The 12,691-nt window shown below is 70.5% G+C and carries 8 protein-coding genes and 2 pseudogenes; 3 read left to right on the top strand and 7 right to left on the bottom strand.

All coding sequences use genetic code 11. The annotated features are described in order from the left end of the window. Both ABEB28_RS40115 and ABEB28_RS40110 read right to left on the bottom strand, forming a co-directional pair. The coding region (locus ABEB28_RS40115; protein ID WP_345733552.1) for a DMT family transporter at positions 1-854 on the bottom strand (854 nt) is incomplete at its 3' end. A 135-nt stretch (positions 855-989) separates the two neighbouring features. Further along, a complete protein-coding gene (locus tag ABEB28_RS40110; protein ID WP_345733551.1) occupies positions 990-1,697 on the bottom strand; it encodes a TetR/AcrR family transcriptional regulator in 708 nt (235 codons plus the stop codon). Positions 1,698-2,010: 313 nt separating this feature from the next. Between ABEB28_RS40110 and ABEB28_RS40105 the strand changes: the two genes are divergently transcribed. Both ABEB28_RS40105 and ABEB28_RS40100 read left to right on the top strand, forming a co-directional pair. Further along, a complete protein-coding gene (locus ABEB28_RS40105) occupies positions 2,011-3,264 on the top strand; it encodes a lamin tail domain-containing protein (protein WP_345733550.1) in 1,254 nt (417 codons plus the stop codon). Between the two features lie 213 nt (positions 3,265-3,477). Further along, positions 3,478-5,127, top strand: coding sequence for an AMP-binding protein (locus ABEB28_RS40100; RefSeq protein WP_345733549.1), 1,650 nt, complete (start codon positions 3,478-3,480; stop codon positions 5,125-5,127). On the opposite strand, the gene ctaD is transcribed toward ABEB28_RS40100, so the two are convergent. The 3 genes and pseudogenes from ctaD to ABEB28_RS40085 all read right to left on the bottom strand — a co-directional run bounded on the left by ctaD (position 5,124) and on the right by ABEB28_RS40085 (position 8,868). Then, complete coding sequence (gene ctaD / locus ABEB28_RS40095; protein WP_345733548.1) at positions 5,124-6,848, bottom strand: aa3-type cytochrome oxidase subunit I; 1,725 nt, start codon at positions 6,846-6,848, stop codon at positions 5,124-5,126. The genes ABEB28_RS40100 and ctaD overlap by 4 nt on opposite strands. 113 nt (positions 6,849-6,961) lie before the next feature. Beyond that, a pseudogene (locus ABEB28_RS40090) lies at positions 6,962-8,443 on the bottom strand (amidohydrolase). Beyond that, positions 8,440-8,868, bottom strand: coding sequence for a MarR family winged helix-turn-helix transcriptional regulator (locus tag ABEB28_RS40085; RefSeq protein WP_345733547.1), 429 nt, complete (start codon positions 8,866-8,868; stop codon positions 8,440-8,442). The pseudogene ABEB28_RS40090 and the gene ABEB28_RS40085 overlap by 4 nt, the downstream one beginning before the upstream one ends. Before the next feature lie 87 nt (positions 8,869-8,955). Between ABEB28_RS40085 and ABEB28_RS40080 the strand changes: the two genes are divergently transcribed. Then, positions 8,956-10,752, top strand: a complete 1,797-nt coding sequence (locus ABEB28_RS40080) for an ABC transporter ATP-binding protein (protein WP_345733546.1) — start codon at positions 8,956-8,958, stop codon at positions 10,750-10,752. An 86-nt stretch (positions 10,753-10,838) separates the two neighbouring features. Here the strand turns inward: ABEB28_RS40080 and ABEB28_RS40075 are convergent, their stop codons facing one another. After that, a complete protein-coding gene (locus ABEB28_RS40075) occupies positions 10,839-12,161 on the bottom strand; it encodes an MFS transporter (protein WP_345733545.1) in 1,323 nt (440 codons plus the stop codon). Positions 12,162-12,197: 36 nt separating this feature from the next. Then, positions 12,198-12,691: pseudogene (locus ABEB28_RS40070) on the bottom strand (PTS fructose transporter subunit IIC); the annotation flags it as partial.

Raw genomic sequence — 12,691 nt, 5'->3', positions numbered from 1 at the left:
GCGGCGGTGACCGGCGACCCGGCGCGCGTGCGGCCGTCCTGGGCCGCGCCGGCGAGCAACGTGACGCCGATCGCAGCACCGGCCGCGCAGGCCGCCGCGAGCGCCGCCCCCGGGTAACCGCCGGTGATGCGGTCGCCGAGCAGCGAGATGCCGACGATGGCCGCCGCGACCGGATTCGCGATCGTGCTGACGGCCAGTGGCGCGCCCAATCCGTCCCGGTACGACCGCTGGGTGAGCAGCAGCCCCGCCACGGTGAGCACCGCGACGGCCAGTCCGGCGGTCACCACGAGCGGCGTGGTGACCGCGGCCAGCCCGTCGTTGGAGATGCGCACGGTGATCGTCTGGCTGATCGCCGACGAGATACCGAACGCGACGCCGGCCGCCGCCGCGGTCCAGAGCACCGACGCGCGCGGCATCCGGCTCGCGCCCTCCAGCCCGGCCAGTACGGCGCAGACCACCACCAGGAGCACCACCAGCTCCGGCAGCGTCAGCGCGACGCCGGTGCCGGCGGGCCCGATCAGCAGCACCAAACCCACCAGGCCGGCCAGCGTGAACGCGATGCCGTTCCACTCGGTGCCCGATACCCGTCGACGCCAGGTCACCGCCGCCAACGGCACAGCGAGCGGAAGCGTCAGGACGCCCAGCGCCTGGATCAACGAGAGCGGACCCGCTCGGAGCGCGGCCAGGTGCAGCAGCGCCGCGACGCCGTTGAGCGCGGTCGCGATCCACCACCGCGGGTGGCGGGCCAGCCGCCGGACCGGGAGCTCGGCAAGTCGTTCCTGGACGACGGCCGCACCGGCGTAGGCCACGGACGACAGCAGCGCGAGTGCGATGCCGATCAGTACCGTCCCCACGGTGCTCCCCGTCGTCCGTCGGTCTTCCGGGTCACTGACGAATCAGTTGACAGACCAGACGTTACGGGGGCGACGCACGCATCCGCGTGGTCCTAGCGCGGTATCTCGCAGTACGACCGTGGTCGTACCGGCGCGTCAGTCCAGCGCGAGCCGTCCACCGGGCAGCGCGTCGAGACCGCACCCGGCGGCGGTCGTCTGCAGACCGTCGAGCAGTATCGCCAGGTAGCGCTGCCACAGCTCGGGTTCGACGTTCTCCGCGTACTCGGTCATGTTGCCCAGTACGAACTGCAGTGCGGGCAGGTCGGTCGGTTGCATCTCCGCCGGGACGACACCGGATTCCCGGGCGCGCTCGACCAGCCGGGTCAGGCCGGGGAGCAGGCGGGTGCGGGCGGTCTCGACGGCGCGCGGGGCGGTCGACTCGCCCTGCAGCAGCATGCGGAGCCCGGAGTTGCGCTCCTGCACCTGCGCCGACTCGCTGAGGAATCCGAGGAAGCCCAGCAGCGGATCGGGGTGCTCGGCGGCTTCCTCGGCGGCCGACGCGAGGTCGGTGAGCGCCTGGTCGAACAGCGTCTCGACCAGGAGTTCGCGGGTCGGGAACGCGCGCCGGACGGTGCGGACGCTCAGGCCGCCGAAGCGCGCGATGTCGTCGAGCGTGACGTCGAGCCCGTAGACCGCGAACACCTCGCGGGCTGTCTCCAGGATGCGGGCGCGATCACGGTCGGCGTCGCGCTGGGCCCGGCGGGTCAGGACACCGATGGTCGGCGCAAGGTCCAGTTCGTACTGCGGAAGGTCGGCCACTGCGGACAGTGGGGAACGGGCAACAACCGGAGGCATTGTCTCCATGTGGAGATACTACCTTCAATTCATCGGGGCGGCCATCGTGATAACCGCCGTTACCTGGGACAACGGCTGACGGTAGGACGTAGTGCCCGGCGTGACCACTGATTTGCCTGCTGCGTCCGTGATCGCCGGTGTCCGAGTGCAGCAGGGGGTTCGGCCTCCGCACGGAATAGTGGTCGATGCGCTTTCTGGAATTCGTCATCCTGACGCAGCATGGGCGTAGGTCGCGGTACGACCGTCGAAGACCCTACCGGATTCCGCCTTATTCGAGGAAGTGCTCGGCGCTGACGGAATCATGACGTGAACGGAGTCGTTCGTGAGCTACACGTTGCTCAAGGGTTCATTTGTTATTCGTTATCCCGACCTCCCGCAACAGGGTCCGGAGCCGGACGGCGACACGGTCAAGTTCCGGCCGGACAGCCCGGCCCTGGTCGAAACCCTGCCCCGCTTCTCCGGCCGCGCGCCCGACCTCGGCGCCCGTGGCGTCTCGGTGCGCCTGGAGGCGATCGACGCGCTGGAGACCCACTTCGGCGAGGTGCGCCAGGAGCTCGCGGGCGCCGAAGGAGCGCGAAACGTGCTGCTGGCGACGCTCGGCTTCACGAACGTCGAGTTCTTCCCGGACCAGCCCAACAAGGTGCGCTCCGCCGACCAGGACACGGTGCGGGGGCACGTGCTCTCCAACGGCGTCGACGCGAACGGGCGGCTGGTCGGGTTCGTCTACGCCGGGGACGCCGGCCCGGTGGACGGCGCCGTGCTGTTCCTGGAGACGCCGCAGCTCGACCAGTCGGTGAACGCCCGGCTGCTCGCCGCCGGCCTCGCCTACCCGGCGTTCTACGCGACCCTGCCCGCGGAGTTACGCACGCACCTCGCAGCGACGTCGCGGGCGGCGCGGGCCGCGTCGAGGGGACTGTGGGCGAGGTCCACGGCGGACCCGAACGCGGCGGCGACCGTCGCCGACCTGGCCGCCCTCGAGACGCTGGTGATCTGGCCGAAGCTGTTCCGCCGGCTGGTGCCGTACCTGGCGACCGGCGCCACCAGCTTCGACGGGTTCGACGCCTGGCTGCGCGCCGACCCGGTCAACCGCGACGACGAGGTCCTGCTGCTCTCCACCGTCGAGCGGAGCAACCTGCACGACGTCGTCACCGCCGGCGGCGCTCAGGTGCAGCTGACCGCATGGCCCGAGGACTTCGTGATCAGCCCCGACCCGGCTCTGCCCGGGGTGCCGACCGGCCCGCAGCACGGCGTGCCGGGCGACGTGCTGATCGTCGCGGCGCTGCCGAACCCACTCGGCACCGACCGGGGCCACGAGTCGGTGACGCTGCTGAACGTCTCCTCCGCCGCGGTCGCGCTGGACGGCTGGGCGCTGGTGGACACCGCAGGCGGGCGGTACGAGCTGAGCGGCACGCTCGCCGCCGGAGGAGTGATCCAGGCGACGCTCGGCGGCGCTCTCGCGTTGGGCAACACCGGCGACACGATTACTCTCGTCGCGGCCAAGGGAATGACGATCGACCAGGTCACCTATAAAGCAGACGAAGTTCGTCCGGGGCGCACGATTACTTTCGGTCGCTGAATTCGCGTTTTCTGATCGAGCGGCGACTGAATTGTTCGCGAACAACAAATGCAGCGAGCCGCGCCCGGCGGGCGTCATTGTCGGAAAGGCGTCAGTCGTCGCCCGGGCGTGTCGGCGCGTCCGGGTTCGGTCGGCGCCGGTTCCGCTGGCGCCCTCGGTCGCGCGGTGACAGAGTCGCCGGAGAGCTGTGACGCCGCTCACCGGGAGGCATCGATGCCAGGCTTACCGTCCTACAGCAGTGGCACGTCCGCAGTTCCGCTGCTCGGCGACACGATCGGCGCCAACCTCGACCGCGTCGCGGCCCGGGTCGGTGCGCACGAGGCGCTGGTCGAGTGCGCGACCGGCCGCCGGTTCACGTATCCGGAGTTGGTCGCCGAGGTGGACGCCTGCGCGCTCGGCCTGGACGCGCTCGGCGTCGCGAACGGTGACCGGGTCGGGATCTGGGCGCCGAACTGCGCCGAGTGGGTCTTCGTCCAGTACGGCACCGCCAAGCTCGGCGCGATCCTGGTCAACATCAACCCGGCGTACCGCACCCACGAGTTGGCGTTCGTCCTGAAGCAGGCTGGCATCTCGGTGCTGATCGCGGCGCCGGCCTTCAAGACCAGCGACTACCGCAGGATGGTCGACGAGGTGCGGGACGAGTGCCCGGACCTCACCACGACCCTCTTCCTCGGTGATCCCGAGTGGGACGCGATGCTGGCCGCCGGGCGCGCCGCCGACCCGGCGCGGCTGCGGCAGCGCGCCACCGAGCTGGACGCCGACGACCCGGTGAACATCCAGTACACCTCGGGCACCACCGGCTTCCCGAAGGGCGCGACGCTCACCCACCACAACCTGCTGAACAACGGGTTCTTCGTGGGGGAGGGCTGCGGCTACACCGAGGCCGACCGGGTCTGCATCCCGGTGCCGTACTACCACTGCTTCGGCATGGGCATGGGCAACCTCGGCGCGACGTCACACGGCGCGACGATGGTGATCCCGGCGCCTGCCTTCGACCCGGCGGCGACGCTCCGGGCCGTCCAGGACGAGCGCTGCACCTCGCTCTACGGCGTCCCGACGATGTTCATCGCCGAGCTGGGGCTGCCGGACTTCGCCGACTACGACCTCTCCAGCCTCCGCACCGGCATCATGGCCGGCTCACCGTGCCCGGTGGAGGTGATGAAGCGGGTGGTCGCCGAGATGGGGATGACCGAGGTGACGATCTGCTACGGCATGACCGAGACGTCGCCGGTCTCCACCCAGACCGGCGCGGACGACAGCCTGGACCGCCGTACCGCGACCGTCGGCCGGGTCCACCCGCACCTGGAGATCAAGATCGTCGACCCGGTGACCGGCCGGGTCGTGCCGCGCGGGGAGACCGGCGAGTTCTGCACCCGGGGGTACTCGGTGATGCGCGGGTACTGGGACGAGCCGGAGAAGACCGCCGAGGTGCTGGACGCCGCCGGCTGGATGCACACCGGCGACCTCGCGACGATGGACGCCGACGGCTACGTCAACATCGTCGGGCGGATCAAGGACATGGTGATCCGGGGTGGGGAGAACGTGTACCCGCGGGAGGTGGAGGAGTTCCTCTACACCCACCCGGACGTCGTCGACGCGCAGGTGATCGGTGTGCCGGACGCCCGGTACGGCGAGGAGCTGATGGCGTGGGTCCGGCTGCGCCCAGGAGCCGAGCCGCTGACCGCGGAGTCGCTGCGGGCGTTCTGCACCGGGAAGCTCGCGCACTTCAAGATCCCGCGCTACGTGAAGCTCGTCGACAGCTTCCCGATGACGGTCACCGGCAAGATCCGCAAGGTGGAGATGCGCGAGACCGCCGTCGAGGAACTCGGCCTCGAGACCGAGGCCGCCACCCGCAACGCCTAAGAGCTGATCGTTGGCTGTTGGGGCTTCTTCACCTCCTGTGACCACGGCGCGAGGTGCGGGTACGCGGCGTCGAACGCCGGACGCTCGGAGCGGATCCGGGGCAGCTTGACGAAGTTGTGCCGCGGCGGCGGGCAGGACGTCGCCCACTCCAGCGAACCACCGAAGCCCCACGGGTCGTCGACGTTCACGACCCGGCCCAGCTTGTAGGACTTCCAGATGTTCCACATGATCGGCAGTGCGGAGATGCCGAGGATGAACGCGCCGATCGTCGAGATCGTGTTGAGGACCGTGAACCCGTCGGTCGGCAGGTAGTCGGCGTACCGGCGGGGCATGCCCTCGTTACCGAGCCAGTGCTGCACCAGGAACGTGGTGTGGAAGCCGATGAACGTCAGCCAGAAGTGCAGCTTGCCGAGGCGCTCGTCGAGCATCCGCCCGGTCATCTTCGGGAACCAGAAGTAGATGCCGCCGAAGGCCGCGAACACGATCGTCCCGAACAGTACGTAGTGGAAGTGCGCGACGACGAAGTACGTGTCCGAGACGTGGAAGTCCACCGGTGGGCTGGCCAGCAGCACGCCGGTCAAGCCTCCGAAGAGGAACGTCACGAGGAAGCCGATGGCGAACAGCATCGGCGTCTCGAGCGTGACTTGGCCCCTCCACATCGTGCCGATCCAGTTGAAGAACTTCATCCCGGTCGGCACCGCGATCAGGTACGACAGGAAGCTGAAGAACGGCAGCAGCACCGCGCCGGTGACGAACATGTGGTGGGCCCAGACCGTCATCGACAGTGCCGCGATCGCGATCGTCGCGCCGACTAGTCCCTTGTAGCCGAAGATGGGTTTTCGGCTGAACACCGGGATGATCTCGGTGATGATCCCGAAGAACGGCAACGCGAGGATGTAGACCTCTGGATGGCCGAAGAACCAGAACAGGTGCTGCCAGAGGATCGGGCCGCCGGTGTCGGCGTCGTAGACGTGGCCGCCCAGGTGGCGGTCGGCGAGTAACGCGAGGAACGCGGCGGCGAGGATCGGGAAGACCATCAGCACCAGAAGGCTGGTGACCAGCATGTTCCAGGTGAAGATCGGCATCCGGAACATCGTCATGCCGGGCGCGCGCATGGTCAGGATCGTCGTGATGATGTTGACCGCGCCGAGGATCGTGCCGAGACCGGAGATGACGAAGCCGACGATCCACAGGTCCGTACCGGCCCCGGGCGAGTTGATCTCGTTGTTCAGCGGCGCGTAGGCGAACCAGCCGAAGTCCGCCGCGCCGCCGGGCGTCAGGAAGCCGGCGAGCACGAGCAGGCCGCCGAACGCGAACGCCCAGTACGCGAACGCGTTGAGCCGGGGGAACGAGACGTCCGGCGCGCCGATCTGCAGCGGCACCAGGAAGTTCGCGAACGCGAAGCCCAGCGGCGTCCCGAACAGCAGCAGCATGATCGAGCCGTGCATCGTGAACAGCTGGTTGTACTGCTCGGGGGAGAGGAACTGCAGTCCGGGCCGGGCCAGCTCGGCACGCATCATCAGCGCCATGATGCCCGCGGCCGCGAAGTAGAAGAACGACGTGACCAGGTACAGGATGCCGATCTGCTTGGCGTCGGTGGTCCGGATGAGCCGGCCCAGCGCGCTGCCTTTGAACGACGTCCGCACCGGCCAGGGCCGGACCACGATCGGTTCCGGAATCGGCTGCTGTTGTTCTCTGGTGCGCTCCGCCTCGGTGGTCATCGTCGACACTCCTGGGATGGGCTCCGCTACGCGCCGCTACCCCTCAGCTCAGCAGATCCCGCGCCGCGATGGAGGGTGATCGCCGGAATGCGCGAAACAACAGCAGCCGGTGCTCAGAGTGCGAGGTGCGTCGGACGGCCGGCGACGAACGTCGCGGCCACGCACATCGTCCGCAGGTGCTCGGCGATCGCCGCGGAAACGCCCGCCACCTCGGCCGGCGGAAGCGGGTTCGCGTCGAGCAGGACGAGATCACCCCGGCTGCCGACGCCGACGGTCGGCTGCTCGTCGACGCTCGTCGCGAGCGCTTCGGCCGCGGTGATCGCCTCGCGGGAATTCCACGGTGGCGACCCGTCGGCCGAGCGGTGCACCGCCGCGGCCATCGCCAGCCACGGGTCCAGCGGCGCGACCGGCGCGTCCGAGCCCAGCGCCAGCCGAACTCCCGCGTCCAGCATCGACCGGAACGCGAAACAGCGGTCGGCCCGATCCGGCTAGACCTGCGCGGTCACCGCCCGGTCGTCGAGCAGGTGAGCGGGCTGGACGCTGGCGCGAAGGCCGAGCCGCGCCATCCGGTCGAACTCCTCGAGCCGGGCGAGCTGGACGTGCTCGATGCCGCCGCGCGCGCCGGTCGCCTCGAACGCGTCCACGGCGGTGGTCAGTGCTGCGTCGCCGATCGCGTGGAGTGCGGTGTGCAGTCCGGCTTCGTGCGCCCGCCCGAGCAGTCGGATCAGCTCGTCCAGCGGATAGTTCTGGGTGCCGTACCGGCCGTCGGCATACGGCTCGCAGCACCGGGCGGTCCGCGAGTTCAGCGACCCGTCCGAGATGATCTTCAGTGGACCCATGGTGAGCAGCCCCGACGCGTCCAGCGGGGTGCCGGTCCGCAGGCCGGCGGCGATCACGTCCTCGAGCCCGTCGGCGTAGACCCCGGTCCGGACGCGCACCGCGTCGATGCCCGCCGCGAACCGCTCCGGCCAGGCCCGGTAACCGTCCTCGAACTCCAGGTCCACGATGCCGACGACGCCCCGGCTCGCGGCGTCGGCCAGCGCGAGCCGGTACGCCTGGTCGACGTCGGTGGCGAGCAGCTCTTCCAGCCGCGGCAGCAGCGTGAACCACGCGTTCTCGTCGAGCACTCCTGGGCGCGCGGGCACTCCGAGCCACCGCTGTGCGGCCGAGTTGAGCCAGCCGGCGTGCACGTCACCGCTGATCAGGATCGTCGGAACGGCGCCGGTCACGGCGTCCAACTCGGCGGTTGTCGGCTGGGCCGACCAGGTCGCGGGCCGAAAACCGGCGCCGACCACGACGGCGGGCCGGTCGGTGAGGCGGTCGCGTACCCGGGCGATCACCTCACCAGGGCTAGTGGTGCCGCTCAGATCCAGGCGCAGCCGCGCCTGCGCCCACTGCCGGAGGTGCACGTGCTGGTCCCACAGGCCGGGGATCAACCAGCGGCCGTCGGCGGCGAGCACCCGCTCCCCGGGCTCCGGCGACAGGTCCCCGGCCGCGGTCACCTGCCCGTTCTCGATCCGGACGTCGACGGGCTCGGCGGACGACGCCGGGCGGGTCACCGCCACGATTCGGACGCGACGCAGCAGCGTGGTCATTTGCGGAGTAGTCCGAGGATGCGGGCCAGCTCCGTCCGGTCGTCGGCGGAGAGCGCTCCGAACAGCTTCTCGCTCTCGGCGCGGCGGGCGTGCTTGATCGCGCGGCCGACCTCCCGGCCCTGGTCGGTGACTGCGACGAGCGTCGCGCGCCGGTCGCTCGGGTCGGGCTGACGCTCGACCAGGCCGCGTTGCTCCAGGCCGTCCACGACCTCGGTGGTCGACCGCGGAGCGATCCGGAGGTGCTCGGAGAGTCCCGAGAGCCGCATCGCGCCGTGCCGCATCAGCACGCCGAGCGCGCGGGACTGACCAGGGGTGATCTCCCAGGGCTCCAGCGACTCGCGGGTGAGGTGCCGGAGCTGGCGGGCGACCGCCCAGAAGGCCTCGGACAGGCTCTCGTCGACGTCGGCTCGCGGTGTCTCGGGCACGGGAATACGGTACCAGGGGGTTCTGTTGTTCCCTCATGTTGAGGTAACCTCAGCATTATTCGTACTATCGCATCGAAGGAGTAGTTCTTGGAGACGCCACCCACCGACGGCCGCCGTGGCGGCCCCCGCAAACTGTCCGAGGCCGAGAAGGCCCAGGCGCGCAACGTCTCGCTGCGCCGGATCGCCCGCCTCTTCACCGCCCACCGCTGGCAACTCGCCGTCGTGACCGCGATCATCGTGGCCTCGTCGATCGTGTCGCTGGCCTCCCCGTTCCTGCTCCGCGAGATCATCGACGTCGCGCTGCCCGAGCAGGACCTCCGGCTCCTGGTCTGGCTGGTGATCGGCATGGTCGCCGTCGCCGCCGTGACGTCCGCGTTCGGCGTGGTCCAGACCTGGATCTCCACCACCGTCGGCCAGCAGGTCATGCACCGGCTGCGCACCGACGTCTTCGCGCACCTGCAGCGTCAGTCGATCGGGTTCTTCACCCGGACGCGGACCGGCGAGGTGCAGTCCCGCATCACCAACGACATCGGCGGCATGCAGACCGTCGTCACCTCGACCGCGACGTCGATCGCGTCGAACCTGACGACCGTGATCGCCACCGCCGCCGCGATGGCCGCGCTGTCCTGGCGACTCTCGCTGGTGTCGCTGGTCGTGTTGCCGCCGGCGATCTACCTGACCCGGCGGGTCGCGAAGATGCGCCGCGTGATCACCGCCCAGCGCCAGCGCGAACTCGCCGACCTGAACGTGACGATCGACGAAGGCCTCTCGGTCTCCGGTGCCCAGTTGAGCAAGACGATGGGCACCGGTGGCGTGCTGGTCGAGCGCTTCACCGCGTCGTCGTCCCGGCTGATCGACCTGGAGCTGCGCTCGGAGCTCGCCGGACGCTGGCGGATGGCCACGATGAGCATCATCTTCGCCGCGATCCCCGCGGTCATCTACCTGAGCGCCGGGCTGCCCGGCACCACCGGGACGCTGAGCATCGGCACGCTCGTGGCCTTCACCGGCCTGCAGTCGACGCTGTTCCGCCCGCTGACCGCGCTGCTGAACACCGGCGTGTCGATCGCCGCGTCCCTGGCGCTGTTCGCCCGGATCTTCGAGTACCTGGACCTGCCGGTCGAGGTCGACGACCCGGTTTCCCCGGTGTCGTTGGGGCACGTGCGCGGTGACTTGCGCTTCGAGGACGTGACGTTCACCTACCCGGGCAACGACGTGGCCGCCGTGGCGGGAGTGTCGCTGGACGTCCCGGCCGGGACGACGCTGGCGATGGTCGGCGCGACCGGCTCCGGGAAGAGCACGATCGCCGCGCTGATCGCCCGCCTCTACGACCCCACCGGCGGGCGCGTGACGCTGGACGGCGTCGACCTGCGGGACCTGCGGCTGACCGACCTGTCGTCGATCGTCGGCGTCGTCTCGCAGGAGACGTACCTGCTGCACACGACCGTCCGGGAGAACCTCCGGTACGCGAAGCCGGACGCCACCGACGCGGAGATCGAGGACGCCGCTCGCGCGGCGCAGATCCACGACCTGATCAGCGCGCTGCCCGACGGGTACGACACGATGGTCGGCTCCCGCGGATACCGGTTCTCCGGTGGCGAGAAGCAGCGGATCGCGATCGCGCGGACGCTGCTGCGGGACCCTCGCGTGCTGGTGCTGGACGAGGCGACGAGTGCGCTGGACAACACGACCGAGCGGGCCGTGCAGAAGGCGTTCGACGCGCTCGCCGAGGGGCGGACCACGGTGACGATCGCGCACCGCCTGTCCACGGTCCGCAACGCCGATCGGATCGCGGTGCTCGACCACGGCCGCATCGTCGAGGCGGGATCCCACGACGAGCTGCTCGCCCGCGAAGGCCGCTACGCCACCCTCGCGCTCGCCGCGTAGCGGCGATGCCTTTCAACGGCGGTGGAGCCTGCCCGGGGCGGGGCTGCCGCCCGAGCGCGCCGACGTGGGGACCTTGAGCCTGCGGGTCATGAGGAGGCGCGCTCGCGCGGCAGCGTCGTTCTGGGCAGGCCGTGCAGGAGGGCGTGGGCACGTCCCTTGCGGCGGTATCGGAAGATTTGCGTCGCGCCGAGCGCCCAGAGCACGTACTGGAACGACATCGCCCAGCGGAACGCGTCCGGCGTGTAGTCCGCCCCCGGACCGCCGCCGCTGCGCCAGTCGAGGATCGCCCCGATCGCGACGACGACGGTCAGGCTCGCCACGAACCCGGCCTGGTTGATGATCCCGGTCGCGCTGGCCAGCCGCGCCGGTGGATTCGACGTCCGGCCGAGGTCGAACCCGATCACCGAACCCGGGCCGCCGAGCCCGATCACCATCACCAGCACGACCAGCACCGCCAGCGGCGCGCGCCCCGGCCACGCCAGCACGACCGTCCACGCGATCGCGATCGCACCGACGATCGTCAGCGCGAGCGTCGAACGCTGCCACGGATGGCGCGCGGTGAACCATCCCATCACCGGGCCGGCCGCGATCAGCGACAGCACCATCAGCGTGAGCAGCATCGAGGCGGCGTTCGGTGACAGACCCTCGCCCTCGACCAGGAACGGGTAACCCCAGAGCAGCGCGAAGATCGTCTGGCTGAACTGCGTCGTGAAGTGCACCCAGAACCCGAGCCGGGTGCCGGGCTGCTGCCACGACGAAGCCAGGCTGGCGCGGATCGCGGAGTACGACAGCGCCGGCCCGCGCAGCGTCCGGGTTCCGGGTTGGTCGTGCAGCACGATCAGCGCCGCGAGCGCCGCCACCAGGCCCAGCGACGCCGCGAGTCCGTACGCCCAGGTCCACCCGAGTGTGCTCAGCGCCCACGTCATCGGTACCGCAGACGCGATCGCGCCCAACTGCCCGATGACGCCGGTCAGCTGGGTCACTACCGGCACCCGTCGGGGCGCGAACCAGGCGTTGACGAGGCGGAGGACGCAGATGAACGTCATCGCGTCGCCGATGCCGACGAACAGCCGGGCGGCCAGCGCCGCGCCGTAGGACTCCGCGAGCGCGAACCCGGCCTGGGCCACGGTCAGGATCAGCGTGCCGGTGAGCAGGACCGCGCGCGAGCCGAACCGGTCGACGAGCAGCCCGACCGGAACCTGCATCGCCGCGTAGACCAGCAGCTGGAGCATCGTGAACGTCGCGAGCTGGGCAGCGCTGATGTCGAATCGTTCGGTGGCGACGAGTCCGGCTACGGCGAGCGAGGAGCGGTGGAAGACAGCCACGAAGTAGGTGGCGAGACCGACGAGCCAGACGATCCAGGCGCCTCGCACGGTGGCCGCTGTCAGCGCTGTCGTCCGGTTAGCCACGAACGTCCCTTCTCGGTCGCAGACGATGGGTGCTTCTCACACTGCGCCCCCGGGTTCGGCCGTCGGGGTGCGCCCCCCGACGACCAGGGTGGCCTGTTTGTCGCCCGTCACACTTTTCGCGACGATCACTGCGGCGGCGGAGAGCAGCGTGCCCAGTGCCACCGCTGCGAGGAACGCCACCGCGTGCCCCGCGGTGAACACCGCGAGGAGGCCGCCGTGCGGTGCGTCGAGCGTCGTGTGCGTGCCGAGGGCGAGCGCACCGGCCGCCGCCGAGCCGAGCACCGCGGCCGGGAGGACGCGGATCGGGTCGGACACCGCGTACGGGATCGCGCCCTCGGTGACGAACAGCGCGCCGAGCGCGGACGCCGTCGGGGCGTGGGTGCGCTCCGCGGGGGTGAACAGCCGTGGGCGGAGCCGGGTGGCGAGCGCCATCGCGAGCGGTGCGCTCATCCCGGCCGCCATCACCGCGGCCATCGCGCCGCCCGACTGCGCCGCCGCGCTCGCCGCCGCGGCGGTGGCGTCGTCGGCGG

Source organism: Cryptosporangium minutisporangium (assembly GCF_039536245.1).
Taxonomy (GTDB): Bacteria; Actinomycetota; Actinomycetes; order Mycobacteriales; family Cryptosporangiaceae; genus Cryptosporangium; species Cryptosporangium minutisporangium.
This window is presented reverse-complemented; position numbering and strand designations above follow the sequence as displayed.

Excerpts from the sequence above, each read along its gene's own strand:
- ABEB28_RS40110 (WP_345733551.1), bottom strand. The coding sequence starts at position 1,697 with ATGGAGACAATGCCTCCGGTTGTTGCCCGTTCCCCACTGTCCGCAGTG.
- ctaD (WP_345733548.1), bottom strand. The coding sequence starts at position 6,848 with ATGACCACCGAGGCGGAGCGCACCAGAGAACAACAGCAGCCGATTCCG.
- ABEB28_RS40100 (WP_345733549.1), top strand. The coding sequence starts at position 3,478 with ATGCCAGGCTTACCGTCCTACAGCAGTGGCACGTCCGCAGTTCCGCTG.